18 protein-coding genes and 1 pseudogene are annotated in these 24,317 nt (G+C 60.1%); 15 read left to right on the forward strand and 4 right to left on the reverse strand.

The window, feature by feature from the left end; genetic code table 11:
• Positions 1-2 precede the first annotated feature (2 nt).
• From HBJ59_RS17905 to HBJ59_RS17935, 7 genes are all read left to right on the forward strand, one after another.
• Positions 3-986, forward strand: a complete 984-nt coding sequence (locus tag HBJ59_RS17905) for an aldo/keto reductase (protein ID WP_167664293.1) — start codon at positions 3-5, stop codon at positions 984-986.
• Between the two features lie 69 nt (positions 987-1,055).
• Positions 1,056-1,847 (forward strand): CDP-diacylglycerol diphosphatase, encoded by a 792-nt coding sequence (locus HBJ59_RS17910; RefSeq protein ID WP_167664294.1) that lies wholly within the window; start codon positions 1,056-1,058, stop codon positions 1,845-1,847.
• Positions 1,848-1,950: 103 nt separating this feature from the next.
• Entirely contained in the window at positions 1,951-3,945 is a 1,995-nt protein-coding gene (locus tag HBJ59_RS31885) for an aminotransferase class I/II-fold pyridoxal phosphate-dependent enzyme (RefSeq protein ID WP_167664295.1), read from the forward strand.
• Positions 3,946-3,969: 24 nt separating this feature from the next.
• Positions 3,970-4,806: a transporter substrate-binding domain-containing protein gene (locus HBJ59_RS17920; protein ID WP_076013487.1), complete on the forward strand. Its 837-nt coding sequence runs from the start codon at positions 3,970-3,972 to the stop codon at positions 4,804-4,806.
• 165 nt (positions 4,807-4,971) lie between these two features.
• Entirely contained in the window at positions 4,972-5,676 is a 705-nt protein-coding gene (locus tag HBJ59_RS17925) for an ABC transporter permease (protein ID WP_063030286.1), read from the forward strand.
• 7 nt (positions 5,677-5,683) lie between these two features.
• Positions 5,684-6,382, forward strand: coding sequence for an ABC transporter permease (locus HBJ59_RS17930; protein ID WP_003217050.1), 699 nt, complete (start codon positions 5,684-5,686; stop codon positions 6,380-6,382).
• Positions 6,379-7,377, forward strand: coding sequence for a DMT family transporter (locus HBJ59_RS17935; RefSeq protein WP_167664296.1), 999 nt, complete (start codon positions 6,379-6,381; stop codon positions 7,375-7,377). Before HBJ59_RS17930 ends, HBJ59_RS17935 begins: the two co-directional genes overlap by 4 nt.
• Here HBJ59_RS17935 and HBJ59_RS31595 read toward each other — a convergent pair.
• Positions 7,333-7,965, reverse strand: a pseudogene (locus HBJ59_RS31595) (TetR family transcriptional regulator C-terminal domain-containing protein); the annotation flags it as partial. The gene HBJ59_RS17935 and the pseudogene HBJ59_RS31595 sit on opposite strands and share 45 nt — an antisense overlap.
• Here HBJ59_RS31595 and HBJ59_RS17940 point away from each other — a divergent pair.
• A complete protein-coding gene (locus tag HBJ59_RS17940; protein ID WP_167664297.1) occupies positions 7,910-8,905 on the forward strand; it encodes a succinylglutamate desuccinylase/aspartoacylase family protein in 996 nt (331 codons plus the stop codon). The pseudogene HBJ59_RS31595 and the gene HBJ59_RS17940 sit on opposite strands and share 56 nt — an antisense overlap.
• 2,499 nt (positions 8,906-11,404) lie before the next feature.
• Positions 11,405-12,040, forward strand: a complete 636-nt coding sequence (locus tag HBJ59_RS32050; protein ID WP_372241489.1) for a methyl-accepting chemotaxis protein — start codon at positions 11,405-11,407, stop codon at positions 12,038-12,040.
• On the opposite strand, the gene HBJ59_RS17950 is transcribed toward HBJ59_RS32050, so the two are convergent.
• Genes HBJ59_RS17950 through HBJ59_RS17960 form a run of 3 tightly spaced genes read right to left on the reverse strand, consistent with a single transcriptional unit; the run spans position 12,021 to position 15,022 of the window.
• Complete coding sequence (locus tag HBJ59_RS17950; protein ID WP_167664299.1) at positions 12,021-13,289, reverse strand: EAL domain-containing response regulator; 1,269 nt, start codon at positions 13,287-13,289, stop codon at positions 12,021-12,023. The genes HBJ59_RS32050 and HBJ59_RS17950 overlap by 20 nt on opposite strands.
• A gap of 9 nt (positions 13,290-13,298) precedes the next feature.
• The gene (locus HBJ59_RS17955) at positions 13,299-13,682 is read right to left on the reverse strand and encodes a response regulator (RefSeq protein ID WP_167664300.1); all 384 of its coding nucleotides are present in this window, start codon (positions 13,680-13,682) and stop codon (positions 13,299-13,301) included.
• On the reverse strand, positions 13,667-15,022 hold the full coding sequence (locus tag HBJ59_RS17960) for a HAMP domain-containing sensor histidine kinase (RefSeq protein WP_167664301.1): 1,356 nt from the start codon (positions 15,020-15,022) through the stop codon (positions 13,667-13,669). The genes HBJ59_RS17955 and HBJ59_RS17960 overlap by 16 nt, the downstream gene beginning before the upstream one ends.
• 352 nt (positions 15,023-15,374) lie before the next feature.
• Here HBJ59_RS17960 and HBJ59_RS31265 point away from each other — a divergent pair, with 352 nt between their 5' ends.
• The 6 genes from HBJ59_RS31265 (at position 15,375) to xylB (ending at position 24,018) form a co-directional block, all read left to right on the forward strand.
• On the forward strand, positions 15,375-17,759 hold the full coding sequence (locus HBJ59_RS31265) for a dermonecrotic toxin domain-containing protein (protein WP_178124275.1): 2,385 nt from the start codon (positions 15,375-15,377) through the stop codon (positions 17,757-17,759).
• A 266-nt stretch (positions 17,760-18,025) separates the two neighbouring features.
• Positions 18,026-19,558: a sugar ABC transporter ATP-binding protein gene (locus HBJ59_RS17970; RefSeq protein WP_076013480.1), complete on the forward strand. Its 1,533-nt coding sequence runs from the start codon at positions 18,026-18,028 to the stop codon at positions 19,556-19,558.
• Positions 19,559-19,583: 25 nt separating this feature from the next.
• Entirely contained in the window at positions 19,584-20,552 is a 969-nt protein-coding gene (locus HBJ59_RS17975; RefSeq protein ID WP_003209708.1) for a hypothetical protein, read from the forward strand.
• Between the two features lie 33 nt (positions 20,553-20,585).
• A complete protein-coding gene (locus HBJ59_RS17980) occupies positions 20,586-21,527 on the forward strand; it encodes an ABC transporter substrate-binding protein (RefSeq protein ID WP_167664302.1) in 942 nt (313 codons plus the stop codon).
• Positions 21,528-21,548: 21 nt separating this feature from the next.
• Complete coding sequence (locus HBJ59_RS17985) at positions 21,549-22,541, forward strand: LacI family DNA-binding transcriptional regulator (protein WP_167664459.1); 993 nt, start codon at positions 21,549-21,551, stop codon at positions 22,539-22,541.
• 1 nt (position 22,542) lies between these two features.
• Entirely contained in the window at positions 22,543-24,018 is a 1,476-nt protein-coding gene (gene xylB, locus HBJ59_RS17990) for a xylulokinase (protein WP_167664303.1), read from the forward strand.
• The last annotated feature ends 299 nt before the right edge of the window (positions 24,019-24,317 follow it).

Raw genomic sequence — 24,317 nt, forward strand, 5'->3', positions numbered from 1 at the left:
TCATGAGTATCGAAACCATCAAGATCCCGGGCATCGACAAGGCCGTCTCGCGGATTGCCCTGGGCACCTGGTCCATGGGCGGCTCGATGTGGGGCGGTGCCGATAATGAGGTCTCGATCAAGACCATTCGCCATGCGCTGGACAGCGGCATCAACTTTATCGACAGCGCGCCGGTCTACGGCCTCGGGCTGTCTGAAGAACTGATCGGCCGCGCCCTGCACGGTGTGCGCCATAACGCCGTGATCGCCACCAAGGCCGGGCTGCAATGGGACGACGGCACCGTGCGCCGCAACGCCACGGCCCAACGCATCCGCAAGGAAATCGAAGACTCGCTGCTGCGCCTGGAAACCGACTACATCGACCTCTACCAGATTCACTGGCCTGACCCGCTGGTGGCCCAGGAAGAGACGGCTAGTGAGCTGGAAAAACTGCGCCGCGAAGGCAAGATCCTCGCGGTGGGCGTGAGCAATTATTCACCCGCGCAAATGGACGATTTCCGTCAGTACACTCACCTGGATACGGTGCAGCCACCCTATAACCTGTTCGAGCGGGCGATCGACAGCGACATCCTGCCGTACGCCAAGCAAAACGCCTTGGTGGTATTGGCCTACGGTTCGCTGTGCCGGGGCCTGCTGACCGGCAGCATGCACGCCGCCACGCGCTTTAACGGTGACGATGTGCGCAAGCTCGACCCGAAATTCAAGGCGCCGCGCTTTGAGCAATACCTGGCAGCGGTGGCGGCACTGGACGTGTACGCCCGCGAATGCCACGGCAAGTCAGTGCTGGCCCTGGCGTTACGCTGGGTGCTGGACCAGGGCCCGACGATTGCGCTGTGGGGCGCCCGGCGCCCGGAGCAACTGAAAGGCATCGAGGACGCATTCGGCTGGCAACTGAGCGCCGACGACTTGCAACATATCGACCGTATTCTCGCCAGCACGATAAAAGATCCGGTAGGGCCGGAATTCATGGCCCCTGGCAAGCGTTAGCCTTTGCGACAGGGATGTCTGCGGTTGCAAAACAACAGATGACATCCCTTTGGCGTTGAGGTTTTTGGCATGAAGCGCGGTACCGTATTCAAGACTGTCGGTGGTGTGTTGTGTGTGGTGGCATTGGCGGGCGCCTGGAAATGGCGGGGCAATCCTGATGTGCTGTGGCAGATCGTCAGCCGCCAATGCGTGCCTGATCAGAACCAGCACCACAACCCCAGCCCGTGCCTCAAGGTCGACCCGGATAAAGGCTTTGCACTGCTCAAGGACCTCAACGGCCCGTATCAGGACTTGCTGATTCCCACCGATAAAGTCACCGGCATCGAAGACATCGCGCTGACCCGAAACCTGCTGCCGCATTACTTTGCCCAGGCCTGGAAAAACCACGATGTTCTCTCCGCCGGCCTGCAAACGCCGATTGCCGACCGCTTTGTGTCGCTGGCGATCAACTCGCGTTATGGCCGCTCGCAAAACCAGCTGCACATCCATATCGCTTGCCTGCGGCCCGACGTGTTCAACGCCCTCAACGAACGTGCCGCGACCCTCAACGAGCAATGGCAAACCCTGCCGGTAAAACTATTGGGACATACCTACAGTGCCCGCACCTTGTCGGCGGCGGACTTCGACCTGCGCGACCCGCTGGCGATCTTGAATGAGTACGCGCAGGCCCAGGACGACGCCATGGCCAGCTACAGCTTGCTGCTGACACCGGGTGCGAATGGCAACTTCGTGCTGTTGACGACGCGGTTGACGCTCAAGGAATGGAACCTGGCGTCTGCCGAAGAGCTGCAAGACCACCAGTGCAACCTGATGGGCAAACCACCACAACGACCTGTTTTAGCTGTTAACGACATCCGGTGAAATTTGCCGTTGAACGAGTGTTCAGTTTCAATTATGTTGGCTGCACCCCCTGCCTGGTAACAGGCGGGCTTGCGCTTTTTCTGATTGAACGAGAGGCACTGGCATGCGGTTTTCACCCTTTGTTGAGCGAATTGCAGGGCAGGGCGCAGCCGCCTGGGACATTCACCACGCCGCCTTCCAGGCCAGCAGCAAAGGCGAAGACATCATTATCCTGAGTGTGGGCGATCCCGATTTCACCACACCCTCGTTCATCACCGACGCCGCCGTCGAGGCGCTGCGCAAGGGCGACACCCACTACACCGAAATCCCCGGCCGCCCGGCACTGCGCGATGCCATCGCCGCCCGCTACAGCCAATCCCTTGATCGCCCGCTGAACGCCGAAAACGTCATCACCGTGGCCGGTGCGCAGAACGCCTTGTTCGTCACTTCGCTGTGCCTGTTACAGGCCGGTGATGAAGTGATCGTCCTCGACCCGATGTACGTCACCTACGAAGCCACGCTCAAGGCCAGCGGCGCGACGCTGGTGCGCGTGCCGTGTTCGGCCGACTCGGGTTTTCGCCTTGATCCGGTGTTACTCGCTGCCGCGATCACGCCCCGAACCCGGGCGATTTTCTTTTCCAACCCCAACAACCCCACCGGCGTGGTGCTTAATCCCCAGGAGCTGCAAGCGATTGCTGACCTGGCGATCGAGCATGAACTGTGGGTCGTGGTGGACGAGGTCTACGAAAGCCTGGTGTTCGATGGCGAATACCACAGCCTGGCGGCGCTGCCGGGCATGGCCGAGCGCTGCATCGTGATTGGCAGTCTGTCGAAATCCCACGCCATGACCGGCTGGCGCATCGGCTGGATCATGGCCGAACCTGCCATGGTCGCCCACGCAGAAACCCTGGTATTGAGCATGCTCTACGGCTTGCCGGGGTTTGTGATGGAAGCCGCGACGGCTGCTGTGCTGGCCCACGATGAAGTCACTCACGGCATGCGTGAAACTTACCGTCGGCGCCGTGACCTGGTGGTGGCGGGTCTCAGCGGTTGCCCGGGCATCCACGTACGCGCTCCGCAAGCCGGCATGTTCGTGTTGGTGGACGTGCGGGACACCGGCCTCAGCTCCCTGGATTTCGCCTGGCGCCTGTTTCGCGAAGCGGGGGTTTCCGTGTTGGATGCCGCAGCTTTCGGTGAGCCGGCCCAGGGCTTTGTGCGGCTGTCGTTCACCTTGGGTGAAACGCGGCTGGCCGAAGCTTGTGAACGTATCAGCCGCTTCGTCGCCAAGCTCGCCGGTGAACCACGCATAGCGCCTGCGGTGAAAATCATCAGCGTGCAGCCGGTTGCGGCGAAGAAGATGATCGAGGTGCTCGACCTGCACAAACGCTTTGGCAATATCGAAGTGCTCAAGGGCATCTCCCTGACGGCCCACGAAGGCGAAGTGATCTCGCTGATCGGCGCCAGCGGCTCGGGCAAAAGTACCTTGCTGCGCTGCATCAACATGCTCGAAGTGCCGGACCAGGGCAGCATTCACGTCGACGGTGAAAGCATCAAGCTCAACTACGGTCGCCCCGGCGCACCACTGGTGGCAGACGCCAAACAGCTGGTGCGGATTCGTTCGACACTCGGCATGGTGTTCCAGAACTTCAACCTGTGGCCCCATCGCACGGTCCTGGAAAACCTCATCGAAGCGCCGATCCAGGTGCTGCGCGAAAGCCGCGCCGAAGCCATCGAGCGCGCCGAAGCCTTGCTCGACCGGGTTGGCCTGGCCGCCAAGCGCAACGAATACCCGGCGTTCCTCTCCGGCGGCCAGCAACAGCGGGTGGCCATCGCCCGCGCCCTGGCCATGCGCCCCAAAGTCATGCTGTTCGACGAACCCACTTCGGCCCTCGACCCGGAACTGGTGGGCGAAGTGCTGCGGGTGATCCGCTCCCTCGCGGAAGAGGGCCGCACCATGATCCTGGTAACCCATGAAATGGCGTTCGCCCGGGATGTGTCATCCAAAGTCGCGTTCTTGCATCAAGGCCTGATCGAGGAAACCGGCTCGCCAGACTCAGTGTTTATCGACCCACGCAGTGAACGTTGCCGGCAGTTCGTCAACGCGCATCAAACTCGCTAACTCCAAAAAAGACGGGGCAAGATCATGAAATCCAAACGATTGGCAAAGTGGTTGAGCAGTGCAGTGTTGATGCTGGCGGCAGGTACGGCGTTGGCGGCGGAGAAACCTATCGTGTTCGCAGTGGCGGCGGAACCCTACCCACCGTTCACGGTGAAGGGCGGCAACGGTGAGTGGACGGGCTTTGAAGTCGACCTGATCCACAAGCTCTGCGGCTTGATGAAGGCTGAGTGTCAGATCAAGGAAGTGGCGTGGGACGGGATTATTCCGTCGTTGCTGGCGAAGAAAATCGACGTGATCTTCTCCTCGATGTCGGTCACCGACGAGCGCGAAAAACAGATCGCTTTCAGCCGCGCCTACTACGACTCGCTGCTGGGCATTGCCGGCCCCAAGGGCACCACCGTCGAGGTCACGCCGGCGGGGTTGAAGGGCAAGATCATCGGCGTGCAGATCTCCACGGTCAGCGCCAACTACCTGAAGAAGTACTACGAGAACATTGCTGACCTGAAGTACTACGACACCCAGGAATCGGCCAACGCCGACCTGATAGCCGGGCGCACCGACCTGATGATGGCCGACGGTGTCGCCATCGCCATGATGGTGAAGACCCCTGAAGCCCAGGGCCTGGCGGAAATCGCCGAAGTGCCTTACGACCCGATCATCGGCCGTGGCGTGGGGGCCGGCCTGCGCAAGGAAGACACCGAACTCAAGGCCCGCCTGGACAAGGCCATTGGAGAGTTGCTGGTGAGCAAGGACTACGCTGACCTGTCCCAGAGCGTGTTTGGGGTATCGGTCAGCCCGTGCAAACGCGCCGACACACCGGCCTATGTGAGCAAAGTCTGCGACAGCCCCTACACAAACTAACCCGGTAGAAAGGGAGTGCCTGTGGCGAGGGAGCTTGCTCCCGCTGGGGTGCGAAGCACCCCCAAAAAATGGGCCTGCTGCGCAGTCCAGCGGGAGCAAGCTCCCTCGCCACAGCAAGCTCCCTAGCCACAGGTTCACTGCGTGTCATCGAAATAGGGAGCCGCGATGTTCGATCTACTCAACTTCAGCGAGCAAGGCTGGGGCAATGCATTGCTCAAGGGGTTATGGATGACCCTGCAGATCTCCGCCGGTTCGTTTGCGGTGGGGCTGCTGATCGGCCTGGTGGTGGCCTGCGCCAAGCTCAGTGCGCCGCGCCCGATTGCGCTGCTGATGCGCGGCTACACCACGGTATTTCGCGCAGTGCCCGAGTTGTTGCTGATCCTGCTGCTGTATTACGCAGGCTCCATGGGCCTCAACGCGCTGATGCTGTGGCTGGGGTTTGCGCAGTTCAACATCAGCGGCCCGCTGGTAGCCGTCCTGGTACTGGGGCTGGTGCAAGGCGCGTACGCCTCGGAGATTTTCCGCGCGGCGATCCTCGCGATTCCCCACGGCCAGATCGAAGCGGCGCGGGCCTTTGGCTTGAGCGGCTTTGGCCTGTTCCGTCGCGTAACCCTGCCGATCATGGCGCCGTATGCCCTGGCCGGCATGTCCAACCTGTGGATCAACCTGATCAAGGACAGCGCGTTGATCAGCGTGGTGGGCACCAACGAACTGCTGTACACCGCCAAACAGGCGGCGGGCTCGACCCGGCATTACCTGTTGTTCTACCTTACGGCCGCCGCCTTGTATTACCTGGTGACATTGGCCTCCAACTACCTGTCCGGGCGCCTGGAACGACGTATTCGTCGCTGGATGCCGGTTGTCGAGTGAGCCGCACATGCCTGAGTGGATAAGTTATTACGCAGGACTGATCGCCAAAGGCTTGCAGACGACCCTGTCGTTGCTGGTGATTTCGGCAGTGCTCGGCTTCGCGTTGGCGGTGCTGGTAGCCCTGGCGCGGCTGTCCCGGCGCAAGTGGCTGGCCCGCTGTGCGCTGGGGTACACCAGTGTGCTGCGGGGCACACCATTGCTGATCCAGATCTACATCTTCTACTACGGACTGGGCAGTCTGTTTGCCCAGTTCCCGATGATTCGCGGGAGTTTCCTCTGGCCGTTCCTGCGGGACGGTTACTGGTACATCGTGTTTGCCCTGGTGTTGTCGGTGGGCGCGTATGTCGGCGAAGTGATTCGTGGCGGCCTGCTGGCGGTACCCAAGGGCGAGATGGAAGCCGCCTCGGCGTTTGGCATGACGCCGCGCCAGGCACTGTTGCGAGTGCGCTTGCCACGGGCCATGCGCCTGCTGTTGCCGACCCTGGCGGGGGAGACGGTGATGTTGCTCAAGTCCACCGCACTGGCTTCAACCATCGCCGTGGTCGACCTGCTCGGCGCCGCCAACGTGGTACGCGCCCAGACCTTGCAGATCTACCAGCCGCTGTTGCTGGTGGCCGGGGTCTACCTGTGCCTGACCTTTTTGATTGAAGCCCTGTACGCGATTGCCGAGCGACGCGGTACACCGTTGCGCAGGTCTGCCGGATGAAAACCGATCGCTCGTTGCAAGGGATTGCCCTGTGCTCGCTGGCCTATGCGTTCCTGGCGTTGCAGGACGCCGCGATCAAATGGCTGGTGGCCGACTATTCAGTGTTCACCATCCTGTTCTGGCGCAGCCTGGTGGTGGTCGCCGCGTGTGTAATTGCCGGGCGCCTGGGCTTGCTCAAGCGCGCCTGGAACTCGGTCAGCCGCAAGCTGCTGATCATCCGCGGCCTGCTGTCGCTGCTGGCGTGGCTGCTGTACTACACCGCCGCCAAGGACCTGACCCTGGCGGAAATGACCACCCTGTATTTCTCTGCGCCGATCATGGTCACGTTGCTGGCGGCGCTGATCCTCAAGGAACGCGCCAGTCGCGGCCAGTGGATTTCGCTGATCATCGGCTTTGTCGGCGTGGTGATCGCCTGTCGCCCCAGCAGCATGGTCAACCCGCTGCCAATCGCCCTGACATTGGCCGCCGCGCTGTGCTGGGCATTTACCTATATCCAGTTGCGCCAGGTGGACGACAACACCTCGGTGCTGGAGCAGATGCTGATCACCAATGTGGTGTTTGTGATCTGCATGGCGGTGACGCTGCCCTGGACCCACACACCGTCGCCGACCCCGGCGTGGCTGGGCATGCTCGGCGCCGGGCTGGTGGGCGGGATTGGCCAGTTCCTGCTGTTTGCGAGTTTCCGCCGGGCCACGGCGACGCTGCTGGCACCGTTTGAATACACCGGGTTGATCTGGGCCTTCCTGTTATCGAGCCTGATCTGGGGCACCTTGATGGACGTGTCGCTGATCTTCGGCGCCGCGCTGATCGCCGTCAGCGGCACCCTGGCCATGCTCAGCGCCCGGCACCCCGTGTCACAAGACGTGGTCGGCGCCGAATGCTCCGTGACGCAGCCCCTGTATCCAGCAACGGCAGATGTGCAGCCCGTTGCCGGGGCTGAAGGTGCCGGGGTTGAGGCACCACTCAAGCCAGAGTCCGTCGAGCATCGCCGATAAACCGATGGCGGCCAGGCGCGTGTCGTGGATCACGAAGCCTTCGCTCTGGGCCAGGTCATCGAGCAATTGACGGATCAGTTCGAGGTAGGCGCGATAGCTTTTTTCATGGGAGTCATTCACGTGCTGGGAGTGGCGGATCAGGCTCCAGAACACCACCCACACGCCCAACAGTTTCGGGTCCATGACCCGTGAGGAAAACGAGCCGGCGAGAAATGCATCCAGCCGCGCTGCTGGGCCCTCGGCCTGGTCGACTTCCTGCCAGAGGGCGGTGGTCAGTTCGCTGGCCAGCTTGTGGTAGGTCTCGGCGATCAATGCATCGATGCTGCCGAAATGGTGATTGAGCAATCCCACCGAAACTCCGGCTTCAGCGGCGATGCGCCGCACGGAAATACCGGCATGCCCGTCCCGGGCGAGGCTGGTGAGGGTGGCGGCAATCAGCAGGTCGCGACGGTCTTCGGTCACAGGCACATCCCAGATGGTTGAACGTGTGTTCAATATATACCTGCAGAACCAACAAGAGGAGGGCAGCGGCATGGCAAAAGACCTTTCGTGGCAAGTCCCCGGCGATTCCGGGAACACCCTGCACATCGGCGCCTGGCGCTTCGAGGGTGACGGCAGCGGGCCTCGGGTGCACCTGCAAGCAGGTGTGCATGCCGATGAAATCGCCGGGATGCTGGTGTTGCATCAACTGCTGCCGCGTTTGCAGGCGTGTCAGGACCGGGGGCAGCTCAAGGGCTCGGTGACGGTGGTGCCTCAGGCTAATCCGTTTGGCATTGGGCAGTTTCGCCAGGGGCGGTTGTTGGGGCGGTTTCATGAGGCCACCGGGCAGAACTTTAATCGGGCGTTTGATCATTCATTGGCTATGGAGCGGCCGGCGAGCAACTTGGCGCAATGGCAGAAAAGTCTGGTGCAGTTGGCGGCTGATGCGGAGTTGGTGCTGGATCTGCACACGGATGATGAGGCGCTGCCTTATTTGTATATCCACCGCAGCTTTTGGCCTGAGGGCCAGGTGTTGGCGGCGGCGTTGCAGGTGGATGTGGTGATTGTCTGGGATGAGGGCGGTGATGGGTCGTTTGAAGAGACGATCATTGATCACGGGAAGCCGCGGTTGGCGGCGACGATTGAGTTGCGTGGGCAGGCGGATGTGAGTGATGCCTTGGCCGGGCGGGATGGTGATGGGATCTGGGCTTGGCTTTGTGCCAGTGGGGTGATTGATGAGGCGCCGGTGATTGCCGACTGGCAGGGGCAGGTGGTGGACATGGGGTGTATGGAGACCATTCTGGCGCCGTGTGCCGGGGTGTTGGTGTTTGAAAAAGGTTTGGGTGAACAGGTTGAAGAGGGTGAGCGGTTTGCGCGGATTATCCGGCGGCCTGGGGATTCGGCTTCTGAAGTGGTGCTGCATGCGGCGCAAACCGGGCGGATGGTGACGGGGCATCGGGAGCGGTTGGTGTCACAGGGTTCGGTGGTGGCCAAGTTTACTGGGTCGCGGTTGTCTGAGGGTTACAGCGGGGGGGTGTTGGATCCTTAGCGGGGGGTGTACATATCCGTTATTTGGGTGATGGCTTCTATTGGTTCCGCTCTTACAGCGGCTCACTTTTGAAGAGCGCAAAAGTAAGCAAAACGCTCTTGCCCCACCACTCGGCACCTCGCTTGGGCTCGGTGTGCCCGCACTCCGGCTTTGGACCGTGGGCCGCCGTCATGGGCCATCCTTGGCCCAGGACGGCTAACCCGGCGTCCTGCCGGGTTACCCACGCTCCAAAGCCTGCGTTCGGCCAGCGTGGTTTAACGGGGCGCCTAAGATCAAGATCAAAAGCAGATCAAGGGCACAGCGGCCTACAGGCCGGCTTGAGTGTGGTGAAGCAACAGCAAAATCTAAAGCGGGCACGGTCAAAAATGTGGGAGCGGGCTTGCTCGCGAAGGTCGTTAACGATGACGTGGGCATTCTGGATGAACGCGGCGTTCTCAGGTTTTTCGCGAGCAAGCTCGCTCCTACAGAGAAGGAAGCCGGCCGTGAGGCCGCTGTGCTTTTGCTTTTGATTTTGATCTGACTGCCCCAATAAGCCCGAGGCCGAACGCAGGCAGTGCGGAGCGGGTAAACCGGCAGGACGCCGGTTTAGCCGCGCCGGGCCATGGATGGCCCGTCGCGGCGGCCCGCTTCGCGGTGCCGGAGTGAGGGAACACCGAGCCTAGGCGAGGTGCCGACAGGCGGGGCAGAGCCCTTTGCTTACTTTGGGGCTTTTCCAAAGTGAGCCGCTGTAAGAGCGGAACCATACGTGGCCGTTACCTAAATAACGGATATGCCCCCAAAAAGCCGCGTACTGGACAGGGGCCGCGCGATCTCACTGCCACACCCTGGTGCATGTTCTTGATTGCACGCAGCTTTTTGTGGCGAGGAAGCTCCCTCCCGTAGGACCGCACAGCAGCCCAAGCAACCTAATCAATAGCAAGCTAGCTAATTGGCGCATTAATTGCCTTGGAATATGGCAATTAGACATCACTCCCGGAGTGCGCCATGAGCAGCCTGTCGAGCAGCACGATGCAATTATCTTCCACTGAAAAAAGCTGGTTGCCCTGGTGGGGCAAGACCGGCAAGTTCGCCATGGGCTGGTCCTGCCATCTCAACCGCGCAGTGTACCCGGTAATGGAGCAAACCTTCGAAGCCATCGCCGAAACCCGCGTCAAACTCCTGCAAACCTGGACCCGCGAACAGTGGGAACACCTGGGCGAACTCGCCAGCGTGCTGACCCGCGACACCGTGCTCACCGACAACAGCCTGCTGCTGGACAAACTGCAACAGGCCGGGGATTTCTCCGAGCTGTTTATCGTCGACCCCAAGGGCGAGCTACTGGCAACCACCTGGAGCCAGGCCGGTCACCGCGCACTCAATCAACAAGCCCTGGCCGCCGGGCTCAAGGCGCCATTTCTCCACGGTCCCTACGCCGACCCGCTGACCCTGCAGATCGGCCCTTCGTCCTCGCGCTTCCATGACGAAGTGACCCTGATGTTCTACCAACCATTAACCCGCGAGGGCAGGGTGCTCGGCTGCCTGTGCGGGCGCGTGCCCAACGACATCCTCGGGGATTTGATCCAGCGTGAGGCCGGGCATATTTTCCCGGAGTCCGGCGATAACTACCTGTTCATGGTGCAATCACGCTTCGACCCGGCACTCCAACCCGGTATCGCGTTGTCGCGCTCTCGCTTCGAGGACGGTGCCTTCACCCACGGCGAAAACCTCAAGAGCGGCGTGCACACTCCCTGGAAAACCGTGCAGATCCAACGCCACACTGAGCTGGAATTACGTTTTATCGACCCGGCCACCCAACAACTGCACCCCGGCGTGCGGGAAACCATCCGCAAGGGTTCGAACCTGTTTGTCACCTATCCCGGCTACTCCGATTACCGTCACATCCCGGTAGTGGGCAAGGGCGTGACCTTTGAACTGCCGGGCTCGCCGGACCGCTGGGGCATGATGTGCGAGGCCGACCTGGAAGAGGTTTACCGACGCCGCTCCCTGAGCCACGGCTTGATGAAGCCGTACCTGGCAACCATGGCCGGCTTGTTTGCCTGCAACTATCTGGTGCGTCACTACAGTGGTTTGCCCGTAGCCTGGACGGATGCATGGGAGGTACTGAGCATGGTCGTGGCGGCCATGCTGTTCAGCCGCCTGGGGCCCAAGCGCCTGGCTGCACGCCTGAATGAAATGACCGAAGTCATCCGCACCATTGCCGAAGGCGAAGGCAACCTGCGCCAACGCCTGGACAGCGGCCGCATGGTCAACGACGAGACTGGCGACATGAGCCGCTGGATCAACAGTTTCATCGACCGCCTGGATTCGGTGGTCGGCCAGGTGGTCAAGGCCAGTCACAGCGTCGGCAACACCAATCAGTTGATGCTCGGCCGCAGCGAGGCGGCCGGGCTGATGTCCCATGAAGTGGCCGACGCCACCCACCGCATGATGATCATCGTCGAAGAGCAGTTGGGGGAAATCCAGCAGGCTTCGGTGAGTGCCGAGCAAATGAAACAGGCCATGGACGAGGTGGTCAGCCGGGCCCGCGAGCAGTTCCTGGCGGTGCAGGTCGGCACCCAGTCGATTCGTGATGTGGTACAGCGCTCCTCGGAAAGCGTGCAGTTGCTCGACAGCCGCATGGCACAGATCAGCAACATCACCGGGCTGATCAGCGACATCACCAACCAGACCAACCTGCTGGCTTTGAATGCCGCGATTGAAGCCGCACGCGCCGGCGAACATGGCCGCGGCTTTGCGGTGGTGGCCGATGAGGTTCGCACGCTGGCGTCACGCACCTCCAAGGCAGCGGAAGACATTCGCCAGATGGTCGAAGGCCTGCAAGGCGAAACCCGCAAGGCCGTGGGCTTCATGGAAAACGGCGTGACCAACGTCGACAGCGGCCTACGCCTGGCCGAGGATGCTTCCTCGGAAAACGTGCACCTGCACCAGGCGGTGGAGAGCATGTTCAGCATCATCCAGCAGCTCAACGCCCGCAGCCTCGACTACGGCAAGACCATCAAGCAGGTCAGTCATTCTTCGGAGCAAATGCGCCTGACGGTGGGGGTGTTGCAGACCAGCGCGGAAACCGTACGGGTCAATGCCAACAAGTTGCAGAAGCTGGTGGGGCTGTTCGAAGTCAGTGGGGCTGCGGCCTGACCAGGCTGCGTTTTTCCAGTAACAGGCGCTCCAGTTCCTTCATCGGCAATGGCCGGCTGAACAGATACCCCTGGATCTGATCGCAGCCGGCTTCCCGCAGAAACTCCAGCTGCGCCTGGGTTTCCACGCCTTCGGCGACCACTCGCAGTTTCAGGCTGTGGGCCAGTTCGATGATGGTGCGGGTGATCGCCGCGTCCTGGGGGTTGCTGGTGACTTCGCGGATAAACGCAATATCGATTTTCAACGTATCAATCGGAAACCGCCGCAGGTAAGCCAGGCTGGAATAGCCCGTGCCGAAGTCGTCGATGGAGATTTTCACGCCCATGGCCCGCAAGCGCTGCAAGCTGGCGATGGTGTGTTGGGTGTTTTCCATCAGCGAGCCTTCGGTCAACTCAACCTCCAGCCAATGCGGCTCCACCCCAGCCCTGGTGAGGGAATGGGAGATATCGGCAATCAAGTCACCCTCGATCAATTGGTGACCCGACACATTGACCGATACTTCGACGGCGCCCACCGCAGTGGATTGCCAGGCGGCCATCTGGCTGCACACGTTATCGATCACCCAACGACCGAGCGTCACGATCAACCCCAGGCTCTCCAGGATCGGGATAAACACCGCCGGAGACACCGCACCGTACTCGGGCCGGTCCCAACGCAACAGGGCTTCAAGCCCACACACCTGACCGCTGTCCAGCTCGACCTTGGGCTGGTAATGCAGCACGAACTCTTCGCGTTCGACGGCCAGGTGCAGGTCTTTTTCCAGCTCCAGGCGCGCCATGTCATGCACATTCAACCGGGCAGTTTCATGCTGGTGATGTTGCAGTTGCTGCTCCAGCATCAGGCTATGGTTTTTCAACCGATCGCCATGGGCCTTGAGCCGCAGCAGGTTGCGCACCCGTAGCCACAACTCGACCCGTTCCACCGGTTTACTGATGAATTCCTCTGCACCGGTTTCCAGGCCACTGAGCCGCGCGCTGGATTCACTCAAGGCCGAAAGCATGATGATCGGAATGTTCGCCGTGGCCTGGTTGCCCTTGAGCTGGTTGGCCACTTCATAGCCGTCCATGCCCGGCATCATGATGTCCAGCAGGATCAAGTCCGGCGGCCGTTGCGCCACCATCTTCAAGGCTTCTTCACCACTGGCGGCACTCACGGTCTGGTAACCCTCGTGACGCAGCAGGGTTTCCAGCAGCTTGCGCACCTGGATTTCATCATCAACGATCAAGAGCGTTGCGGGTTGGCGGGCCATGGAGAGGACTCAAGTCGGAGGAGTAATGTTCTTTTGCAGCAGCGTGTCGATCACCTGGTACAGCTCTTTGTAGCGCAGGGGCTTGATGATGTAGGCGTCGCAGCCGGCCCGCAGGGTTTTGTCGCGGTCTTCCTTCATGGCCATGGCTGTCAGGGCGATCACCGGGATGTGGGCGGTGTGTGGGTCCTGCTTGAGCAATGAAGTGGCCGCCAGGCCGTCCATGCCGGGTAGCTGGATGTCCATCAGGATCAGCGCTGGTTGTTTTTCCCGGGCCAGGGTCAAGCCAGACTCGGCATCGGCCGCCCACAACACACTGTGGCCGGCGTTTACCAGCAGCAAGCGGGCGAGGCGCATGTTGGCCTCGTTGTCTTCGACGATCAGGATTTCGGCCATACAGCCTCCGCATTCGCGGCGCGATGCAGCGGCAGCCACACCACAAAACACGCACCTGTGCCTTCGCGGCTGGCCACGGCGACGCTGCCGCCGTGCAGGTCGGTCAGTTGCTTGACCATTGCCAGGCCCAGGCCCGTGCCTTCGAATTTGCGCGCCAGGCTGCTGTCGATCTGGCTGAAGGCCTTGAACAGCTTGCTCATGTCGTCCCGGGCGATACCGATGCCGGTGTCGCTGACGCTCAATTCCAGGAACTGTTGGTGCTCGCTGGGTTGCAGGGCAAAACCATAGGTGGGCCAGTCGCCGGGAACCTGCCCGACGTGTGCACGGCTCACCTCGCGCACCGACAGGGTCACAGAGCCGCCGTGCTCGCTGAACTTCACCGCATTGGCCAGCAGGTTGTAGATGATCTGCTTGGTCTTGCGCAGGTCGAGTTCCAGAGTGCCGAAGTCGTCCTGGCATTCGAGCTTCAACTGGATGCGTTGCAGCGCGGCCTTTTCCCGCACGATCAGCAGGCTGTTGGCCAACAACCCCGCCAACTCCACGGCTTCCAGCTCCAGGTCCATCATCCCGGCCTCGACCTTGGACAGGTCGAGGATGTCGTTGATCAGCGACAGCAAGTGCTGGCCGCTGGTAAAGATGTCGCCGATGTATTCGCGCTGGATATCACTCATGTCGCCCACCAGGCCATCCTTTAGCGCCTCGGAAAAACCGATCACCGCGTTGAGCGGCGTGCGCAACTCGTGGGACATGGTGGCGAGGAATTCGGACTTCATGTGGCTGGCGTGTTCCAGCTCCAGGTTCTTCTCTTCCAGGGCACGCTCAAAGCCTTTGCGTTCCGCCTCTTCCTGCTTGCGTGCAGTGTTGTCGGTGCCGATCAGCAGGTAGCCGATGATCGCGTCGTTGCGGTTGCGCAGGGCGGTGACCGAGACCATCGCTGACAGGCGACTGTTGTCCTTGCGGATATAGGTCAGCTCGTAGATGTCCTCGATGCCCCGGGAGGCCTTGAACACCAGGGCTTCAAAGCCGGGCGTGATTGGCGTGTCGAGCTCCAGGCTCAAGGCGGCGGCGCGGGTGATCAGCTCGGCGGGGTCGGAAATGTCGGCCGGTGTGACACGGTTCAGCACATCGGCGGCGGCATAGCCGAGCATGCGTTCAGCGCCAACGTTGAAGATCTGGATCACGCCTTTTTCGTCGGTGGCAATGCTGGAGAAGTAGGCGCTGTTGAAGATCGCGTCCTGCAGGGCGCCGGTCTTGAGCAGGGTTTTCTGGCGTTTGAATTCGACGATTTTCTCGGCCCGGGATTGCGGCTCGATGGGGCTGTCGACTGAAGATTTTTCCATCGTGAAGTGTTCCGTGAACTTGAGGCCCGCCGCTGCCCGAAGACAGCGCCGCAGAACATGCTCACAGAAGATCGCGCAGGCGCGATGAGGAGGAGATGAGGTCTTTTTACGATAGCAGGTATTGAGCGGCTAAAAAGTAACTCATGCGAATTGCTTTAAGGCAAAGACCACCCATATGCGTGATTTTTTTGCGTCTGACCATCCGTGCCTCCAGCGCCTGGAAACAGCTTGTAACCCCGCCAGTTGAACATTTTCCCACGTTATCCCCACGCATGGCTGACGAGGTTCGTTGCGCTGTCTGGCAGACGCAACACTCGGCGCTATAGCTATTCACTCTAAGGCGATGCTGAAAATGATCTCTGACATCAACAACCTTCCCACATCCCGAGATGCAGGTGTTCCACGTCAGCATTTCGATTTTTCTAAAGGCGGACCTACCAGGCTGGGGCCGGGCAGTTTGCCCCAGTCTCTCCAACCCGCCTTCAGGGCGCCCGCGCTCAAGAACACGTTCATGGATGGCATGGTAAGAGACCTCAACAGCGGGACGATGCGACCGGAACTCAAGGAGTTGGTCGATGCTGTGCTCTATCCGAAAAATTCCACGGTCCATAAAGTTCAAATCAGGACATTTGCATTAGACGGAATTCAAGCCCGCGACATTATATTTATACAGCGCATACCACCTACAGAAAACGGCCCGAATATCGCTCTGTATACACCGGACACCGCGGGGCGTTCTTTTCAGGACTTTAAGAATACGAATGAAATGAATACTTGGCTAAAAGGTGTTGCCGCCGACCCCGTACGTCTGGATAAATTTGTCGCTCACTTCTCCACAGCAGACGCCGAGACCAAAGTTAAACACATCAAGTCCGTCATGAAGGATTTCAAGGACAACAACATCAATGCAATCGTTGGGCCTTATCGGTATGAGGCGGATAACATTTTCGAAAGATTGGAAAGGTCACCCCACATTCCGCCGGCCCCCGTTAATGGACTCACCGACCTTAAATGGGAGCGTGAAGGCCCGGAAGGGCAACTCGCTTACTCAGGAAAACGGCCTGATGGCAAAACAGTAATTTATGAATACGACGCCTACGGCAACTTCTTGGGGGCCGACCGCAGCGCAAACTACTACTTTGTTAAAGATGGCCTGAACTCACAGCCGGCGCTGCACGCGCTGACGTTCGAACAGTTTAAAAAACAAGTGAGCCACGTATCCCTGGACAACAGTGGGGCCAACGACGTTAGAGGATTTTACGATGAGTTCCTTCATCATCTGGAAAACCCTGCTTATGGTATGAGTGATGCTTTACACGTGTTTGGCGTCCCGCAAAACGCGGCAGACACCGTGGAGCGTTATCTGGACAACCCCATGACAGCGTTACTCATTGACCTGAACAAAAACAATCACCTTGGCAAGATATTCGGCATCGACAAGGCAACCATGGATGCAGACTTAAAACAGGTCGGAGACTTTGCCCAGGGTTTTGTTCCTTATTACGGCCAGGCCAGGATGCTGGCCTCCCTTACGGCCAAGGCGCTGAAGAATCAGCCGTTGTCGAACGAAGAAAAACGCGACCTCGCCGATGCCATGGCGTTGAAGCCAGGCAGTCAGGCGAGAGAACACCTGTTCTCGCGTTCACCCGGTCGCCTGTCCAACTTTGACCAGCCAACCGCAGAGCCCAAGCCGGCTGCCCCGACAGAACCGGAACACACCAAGGCGCTGCCAACGGGCGGCTCTCACCACCCTGGCATGGTCAAAATCGAGTTCCAGGGGAATAACAAGTATTACGTTGCTGAACAACCCGATGCTGGGGACAGTGAGCATTATCTATTGCGTGTAGAAGATCCCAATGACCCTTCCAAGTTAGTGAGCAGCGGCATTATCGGCAAGCCCGATGAAGTGGGCGTGTGGAGAAGACGAGGGGTCAGAGGAGGTGGGGCGGGGAACTCTACCAGCAAACCGTTTGACCCCGGAACTTATGATTACCCCTCCAGAAAAGAGGCTTCACGCTCGGCTGATATTTCCAAAATAGATAAACAACTGAAACAGGATGCTGATAATTTTCATAAGAAAGCCAAATCCAAGACAATGCCCGTCCAGCCCGCAATGCACGTAAATACACCCATTGCCGACGTTATAAAAACAGGATTAAAGGAATCTCCCGGCATGATTTTTGGAGAAGATCATTCGCAGTCCGCTGGCTTGCGGGTCATCATGGATAACGTGCTGGAATTCAAGAACAGCAACGTGAAAACTTTTTACTCAGAAGGTTTTGAACACTCACTTCAACCTGATTTGGACAAGTTCTATGACACCGGCGAGATCTCGCTGGCGCTACACAGAAACTTAAAGTTGATTGATGGTGCCCACCAAGGGCACGGTATCTATACAAACAGGAATCTTCTGCTCACCCTGCGCAAGCATGGCATCCGCATTAAAGCAATTGACGTGCCCTCGACAGACTCCAAATTTACGCGCATCAAAAATATGAACTACTACGCGACCAAAGTGATTGAGCGCGATCAGGCTCTTAATCCTGAAGGAAAATGGATAGCGCGAGTGGGCACCGAACATGTTTTTTCATATGACGCTCAACCGCGTATTCGAGGTATCGCTGAGCTGACAGGTGCAACCGGGGTTTCCGTCGACGAAGCGCCTGCGAACAGAGACACCGCCGTTATTCAGTCTCGAAACAAGACGGAAATATATATTGATTTGAAAAGACCGTAGATAAACGGACTCCTCACGCGCCACCACGTTTCTTGTGACGGCCACCGGCAAGGCCTGGGCTCCTTTTTGCGGCTCCAGGCTTTGCCGAAGAGAACGGTTTTGTGCATCACAAATCGATGATGAAACGTTTCACCTTTCGATAAATAGCGCACGCAAGCGCTTGCGCTTGGAAATTTACCTGATTACAGTCCCCATCAATCCGATCCGCCGATAGCGGCCATCGGCAAACGCTCGAACACAAAAATAATAAAACCAGGAGCTCAGTCATGAGCCTTGAACCCTTGCTTGAAATGCAGGGCATCAGCAAGACCTTCAACGGTCTGCGGGTGCTCAAGAACGTCAGCCTGAAGGTCTACCCCGGTGAAATCCACGCCTTGATGGGTGAGAACGGCGCCGGCAAATCGACCTTGATGAAGATCCTCTCCGGTGCCTACCAGGCCGATGACGGCGGCACCATCCGCATCGATGGTCAGCCCGTCGCCAGCTACAACCCAGCCTCCGCCAAAGCCCTCGGCATTGCCGTGATCTACCAGGAACTCAGCCTGTGCCCGAACCTCACGGTGGCCGAGAACATCTACCTGGGCCGTGAACTGCGCCGTGGCTGGACCATCGACCGCAAGGGCATGGAAGCCGGGGTTGCCGAGGTGCTGGCAAGGCTCGGCGCGGAGTTCCTGCCCACCACCCGCGTCGCCAGCCTGTCCATTGCAGAGCGCCAACTGGTGGAAATCGCCCGGGCGCTGCATGCCCACGCGAAAATCCTGGTGATGGACGAGCCCACCACGCCGCTGTCTTCCCGGGAAACCGACCGTCTGTTTGCGCTGATCAAGCAACTGCGCAGCCAGGGCCTGGCGATTATCTACATCAGCCACCGCATGGCCGAAATCTACGAACTGTCAGACCGGGTCTCGGTGCTGCGGGACGGCGAGTACGTCGGCGAACTGGCGCGGGACGTGCTGTCGGCCGAGGTGCTGGTGAAGATGATGGTGGGCCGCGACCTTTCCGGTTTTTACAAGAAGGAACATGCCGCCTACGACCCCGGCCAGGTGGTGATGCGCGTGCGTGACATGGCCGACGGCAAGCGCGTGCGCCATTGCAGTTTCGACCTGCACGCCGGTGAAGTACTGGGTATTGCCGGGCTGGTAGGCGCAGGCCGTACCGAGCTGGCGCGGCTGATTTTTGCGGCCGATCCGCGTACCTCCGGCACCCTGGAGGTGGTCGGTAAAAGCGTGACCCAACTGCGTAACCCGGCGGATGCGATTCGTGCAGGCGTGGTGTACCTCACCGAAGACCGCAAGGCCCAGGGCCTGTTTCTGGACATGAGCGTGGCCGACAACATCAACGTTTGTGCCTGTGTGCCGGATGCCCATGCCGGTGGGGTGCTCGACCGTGGCCACGCGGCACAACGCTCACGCGATGCGATCAAGTCCCTGTCGATTCGCGTAGCGTCGGGCAAGGTCAATGTCGGGGCGTTGTCCGGCGGCAATCAGCAGAAGGTGCTGTTGGCACGGTTGCTGGAGGTCAAGCCTCATGTGCTGATCCTCGATGAACCGACTCGTGGCGTGGACATCGGCTCCAAATCCGAGATCTACCGCATCATCAACCAACTGGCCAAAGCTGGCGTGGGCATCGTGGTGATCTCCAGCGAGCTGCCGGAAATCATCGGTACCTGCGACCGCGTGCTGATCATGCGCGAAGGGCAACTGGTGGCCGAAGTCGGCGGGGCATCAGGGCTGGATATTTCCCAGGAGGCGATCATCGACCTCGCCACCGGCAGCGAGCAGGTGGCTGCCCATGGCTAATTCAACGACAAGCGGGAGCAACACCATGACTGTGGCAACGATCGGCAAGGCTGAGCGTATTCGCGAACTGATGCGCACGGTGGGCATGCTGCCGGTGCTGGTGCTGCTGTTGGTGGGCTTTGCCCTGGCCAGCGAAAACTTCATGACGGTGCAGAACCTGTCGATCATCACCCAGCAGGCGTCGGTCAACGTGGTGCTGGCGGCGGGGATGACCTTTGTGATTCTCACGGCGGGCATCGACTTGTCGGTGGGGGCGATTCTCGCGGCGTCTGCCGTGGTCGCACTGCAAGCCTCGATGTCGCCGCAATTCGGCATGTTCGGGATTGCTGCCGGGGTTGGCTTCGGCCTCTTACTGGGCCTGGTCAACGGTGGCCTGATCGCCTTCATGCGCCTGCCGCCGTTTATCGTCACCCTGGGTGCGCTGACGGCCATGCGCGGTTTGGCTCGCCTGTTGGCCGACGACAAGACCGTGTTCAACCCTGACCTGCCATTTGCGTTTATCGGCAACGACTCAGTGCTGGGCGTGCCGTGGCTGGTGATCATCGCCGTGGCCGTCATCGCATTGTCGTGGTTCATCCTGCGGCGCACGGTGATGGGGGTGCAAATCTACTCCGTGGGCGGCAACCCGGAAGCGGCTCGGCTGTCGGGGATCAAGGTGTGGAAAGTCCTGCTGTTCGTCTATGCCATGTCTGGTGCGTTGGCCGGGCTGGGCGCGGTGATGAGCGCGTCACGCCTGTTCGCTGCCAATGGCCTGCAACTGGGGCAATCCTATGAACTGGATGCAATCGCGGCGGTGATTCTCGGCGGCACCAGTTTTACCGGCGGCGTCGGCACAATCGGCGGCACGCTGATTGGTGCGCTGATCATCGCGGTATTGACCAACGGCCTGGTGCTGCTGGGCGTGTCGGATATCTGGCAGTACATCATCAAGGGCATCGTGATCATTGGCGCAGTGGCGCTGGATCGTTATCGCCAGTCCGGTGCGCGGACCTGATTTCACTCAAACAACAATCACAAGAGAGTCATCATGAACTTCAAACGCATTTTTCCTGTTGTCGCCTCCCTGGGCGTTGCCGTGTTGATGTCCCAAGCCGTGGAAGCCCGTGAACTGAAGGCCATCGGCATCAGCATGGGCTCCCTGGGCAACCCGTATTTCGTGACGCTTGCCGACGGTGCCACAGCCCGGGCCAAGGAGCTGAACCCGGCGGTCAAGGTCACCTCGGTGTCGGCCGACTATGACCTGAGCAAGCAGTTCTCGCAGATCGATAACTTCATCTCGTCCAAGGTCGACCTGATCCTGATTAACGCCGTCGACCCGTCGGCCATGGCCTCCGCGATCAAGAAAGCCCGTGACGCCGGGATCGTGGTAGTAGCCGTGGACGTCGACGCCAAGGGCGTGAATGCCACGGTGCAGACCGATAACGTCGAAGCCGGCAAACTGGCCTGCCAGTTCATCGTCGACAAGCTTTCGGGCAAGGGCAACGTGATCATCCAGAATGGCCCGCAGGTCACGGCGGTGACCGATCGCGTCAAAGGCTGCAAAGCCGCGCTGGCCGGCGCGCCGGATATCAAGGTGCTGTCTGACGATCAGGACGGCAAAGGCTCCCGCGAAGGCGGCTTGAACGTGATGCAGGGCTACCTCACGCGCTTCCAGAAAATCGACGGCCTGTTCGCGATCAACGACCCGCAAGCCATCGGCAGCGACCTGGCCGCCAAGCAGCTGAAACGCAGCGGCATCATCATCACCTCCGTGGACGGCGCGCCGGATATCGAGAATGCCCTGAAGACCGAGACCCTGATCCAGGCTTCCGCCAGCCAGGACCCATGGGCCATGGCCCAGACGGCCGTCAACGTCGGCAATGACATTCTCAATGACAAACAACCTGCCGAAGCGGTTACCCTGCTGGCGCCAAAACTGATCACCCGCGACAACGTCGGTTCCTACAGCGGTTGGTCCAGCAAACATTAAAAGAGCGCAGGAGTGAGCACCGTGGCAACCATGGAGGATGTGGCAAGAATTGCAGGGGTGTCGACGTCGACGGTTTCCCACGTCTTGAACGGCACTCGCAAGGTCAGCCCGGACACGGTGCAAGCGGTGCAGAGCGCGATCCGGCAGTTGGGCTACATCCCCAATACGCTGGCGCGCTCCCTGGCCCGGTCCACCACCAATACCATTGGCGTGGCGATCTCAGCGCTGTCCAACCATTACTTCAGTGAAACGGTGCACGCGATTGAAACCGAGTGCGCCAAACACGGTTACATGATGCTGTTTGTCGACACCCATGACGATCCCGAGCAGGAGTTACGGGTGGTCACGACGCTGCACCATCGGCGGGTGGACGGCATTCTGCTGGCGCCGTCTACCGGTTCGCAGGCCCTGGAATACTTGCAGGCCAATGAAGTGCCGGCGGTACTGGTGGACCGGATGATGAGCGATCGCTTTGATCAGGTCGGGGTGGAAAATACCCTGTCTACCCAGGCCTTGGTGGCGCACTTGATCGAGCATGGCCACCGGCGTATCGGCTTTATTTCCGGGCGCGCGGGGTTGGGTACTTCCGATGAACGCGTCGCCGGTTACCAAGCTGCATTGCAAGCAGCAGGATTGCCGTTCGATCCGCAGTTGCTGGTCAATGGCGGCTCCAGCAGCGAGCCGGCGCGGCAAGCGACCGCGCAGTTATTGGCCCTGGCAACACCGCCCACGGCGATCATGGCGGGTAACAACCTGATGACCCTGGGTGCGATGCATGCTTTGCGCGATGCGCATATCGATGTGCCCGGGCAGATGGCTTTGGTGGGCTTCGATGATTTTGAGTGGGCGGACTTCTTCGTGCCGCGACTGACCCTGATCGCGCAGCCGGTCCAGGAGCTGGGCGCTCGTGCAGTCAACCTGCTGCTTGAGCGCATGGCGTCGCCCAAGCGTAAAACACACAGCGTGCGGCTTGCGCCCACCCTGAAAATTCGTAATTCATGCGGCTGTCCCTGATATGAACAACCCGGTTTCCCTTGGCATTGATCTTGGCACCTCGGAACTCAAGGCGATCTTGATGGACGAGCAAGGCAACGTGCTTGCCCATGCCGGTGCGCGCTTGACGATATCGCGTTTGCACAGTGGCTGGTCGGAGCAGGATCCTGAGGATTGGTGGCAGGCGTGTCTCAGCGCGCTGGACCGGTTGCGCTCGGGTCAGCCGGAGGTTTATGGCCGGGTGAGTTGCATCGGTTTGTCTGGGCAGATGCACGGGGCCGTGCTGTTGGGAGAGGACGATCGGGTGCTGTATCCGGCGATTCTCTGGGACGACTCGCGTGCCATGGCCCAGGCCGAAGCGCTGGGCAGCGAGTTTGCCGAGGTCACTGGCAGTTTGCCGATGGCTGGGCTTACAGCGCCGAAGCTGTTGTGGTTGCAGGAGCATGAGCCGGCGGTGTTTGGGGCGATTGATTGTGTGTTGTCGCCCAAGGATTACCTGCGCTTGCGGCTCAGTGGCGAGCGGGTGAGTGATGTGTCTGATGGTGCCGGGACGTTGTGGCTGGATGTGGCTAATCGGGAGTGGTTTGAGCCGATGCTGCGGGCGACGGGGTTGCGGTTGGCGCAGATGCCACGGCTGGTGGAAGGCGGGGCAGTTGGTGCTCGTTTGAATGCTGTTGCGGTGGTGCGCCTCGGCTTGGCTGAGGGCCTGGTGATTGCCGGCGGTGGCGGGGACAACCCGGTGGCGGCGGTGGGCATTGGGGCGGTGAATGCGGGTGATGCGTTTATCACGTTGGGTACGAGTGCGGCCATCGTGGCGATTACTGATCACTCGGCGGGGAATCCGTCGAGTGCGGTGCATAGTTTTTGTCATGCGTTGCCTGGGCGTTGGTACACCATGGGGGCGATGTTGGCCGGGGCCAGTTGTTTGCGGTGGGTGACGCGGTTAACGGGGTCGGTTGATGAGCAGGCGTTGCTGGATCGGGTGCAGGCCGAGTTGCCTACGGGGCAGGTTGTGCCGGTTTCCAATCCGTTGTTTTTGCCGTATTTGGCGGGGGAGCGTACGCCCCATAACGATCCGTTGTTGCGGGGTGGGTTTATGAACCTTGGGCATGACTGCACGCCGGCTATGTTGGGTTATGCGGTGATGGAAGGGGTTGGGTTCGGGTTGTTGGATGCGCTGAATGCGGTGCAATCGGCCGGGGCCTCGGTGGGGGCTTGTGCGTTGGTGGGTGGTGGGGCGCGCAGTGAGTATTGGGCGCAGTTGTTGGCCAATATTCTTGGGCGGGAGATCTATACGTTGCACGGCAGTGAGTTGGGGGCGTGTATTGGTGCGGCGAAGTTGGGGTTTTTGGCGAGTGGGCAGGGTGGGGAGTTGTTGCAGGTGGGGATGCCGGTGAAGCAACGGTTTTTTCCGGATGGTGCTCAGGCAGGTGTGTTGCAGGCGCGTTATCGCAAGTTCCAGGGGCTGTTGGGGGCGGCTAAGGCTTTGCACGATTAGGGGAGTTTTGGGTGTATATCCGTTATTTGGGTAACGGCTGATATGGGTTCCGCTCTTACAGCGGCTCACTTTTGAACAGCGCAAAAGTAAGCAAAACGCTCTTGCCCCACCACTCGGCTCCTCGCTTAAGCTCGGAGTTCCCTCACTCCGGCTTTGGAGCGTGGGCCGCCGCGATGGGCCATCCTTGGCCCAGCGCGGCTAACCCGGCGTCCTGCCGGGTTACCCACGCTCCAAAGCCTGCGTTCGGCCAGCGTGGTTTAACGGGGCGCCTAAGATCAAGATCAACAGCAGATCAAGGG

The organism is Pseudomonas sp. AN3A02 (assembly GCF_011765255.1).
Lineage (GTDB): Bacteria > Pseudomonadota > Gammaproteobacteria > Pseudomonadales > Pseudomonadaceae > Aquipseudomonas.

Excerpts from the sequence above, each read along its gene's own strand:
- HBJ59_RS17905 (WP_167664293.1), top strand. The coding sequence starts at position 3 with ATGAGTATCGAAACCATCAAGATCCCGGGCATCGACAAGGCCGTCTCG.
- HBJ59_RS17910 (WP_167664294.1), top strand. The coding sequence starts at position 1,056 with ATGAAGCGCGGTACCGTATTCAAGACTGTCGGTGGTGTGTTGTGTGTG.
- HBJ59_RS31885 (WP_167664295.1), top strand. The coding sequence starts at position 1,951 with ATGCGGTTTTCACCCTTTGTTGAGCGAATTGCAGGGCAGGGCGCAGCC.
- HBJ59_RS17920 (WP_076013487.1), top strand. The coding sequence starts at position 3,970 with ATGAAATCCAAACGATTGGCAAAGTGGTTGAGCAGTGCAGTGTTGATG.
- HBJ59_RS17925 (WP_063030286.1), top strand. The coding sequence starts at position 4,972 with ATGTTCGATCTACTCAACTTCAGCGAGCAAGGCTGGGGCAATGCATTG.
- HBJ59_RS17930 (WP_003217050.1), top strand. The coding sequence starts at position 5,684 with ATGCCTGAGTGGATAAGTTATTACGCAGGACTGATCGCCAAAGGCTTG.
- HBJ59_RS17935 (WP_167664296.1), top strand. The coding sequence starts at position 6,379 with ATGAAAACCGATCGCTCGTTGCAAGGGATTGCCCTGTGCTCGCTGGCC.
- HBJ59_RS17940 (WP_167664297.1), top strand. The coding sequence starts at position 7,910 with ATGGCAAAAGACCTTTCGTGGCAAGTCCCCGGCGATTCCGGGAACACC.
- HBJ59_RS32050 (WP_372241489.1), top strand. The coding sequence starts at position 11,405 with ATGGACGAGGTGGTCAGCCGGGCCCGCGAGCAGTTCCTGGCGGTGCAG.
- HBJ59_RS17950 (WP_167664299.1), bottom strand. The coding sequence starts at position 13,289 with ATGGCCCGCCAACCCGCAACGCTCTTGATCGTTGATGATGAAATCCAG.
- HBJ59_RS17955 (WP_167664300.1), bottom strand. The coding sequence starts at position 13,682 with ATGGCCGAAATCCTGATCGTCGAAGACAACGAGGCCAACATGCGCCTC.
- HBJ59_RS17960 (WP_167664301.1), bottom strand. The coding sequence starts at position 15,022 with ATGGAAAAATCTTCAGTCGACAGCCCCATCGAGCCGCAATCCCGGGCC.
- HBJ59_RS31265 (WP_178124275.1), top strand. The coding sequence starts at position 15,375 with ATGATCTCTGACATCAACAACCTTCCCACATCCCGAGATGCAGGTGTT.
- HBJ59_RS17970 (WP_076013480.1), top strand. The coding sequence starts at position 18,026 with ATGAGCCTTGAACCCTTGCTTGAAATGCAGGGCATCAGCAAGACCTTC.
- HBJ59_RS17975 (WP_003209708.1), top strand. The coding sequence starts at position 19,584 with ATGACTGTGGCAACGATCGGCAAGGCTGAGCGTATTCGCGAACTGATG.
- HBJ59_RS17980 (WP_167664302.1), top strand. The coding sequence starts at position 20,586 with ATGAACTTCAAACGCATTTTTCCTGTTGTCGCCTCCCTGGGCGTTGCC.
- xylB (WP_167664303.1), top strand. The coding sequence starts at position 22,543 with ATGAACAACCCGGTTTCCCTTGGCATTGATCTTGGCACCTCGGAACTC.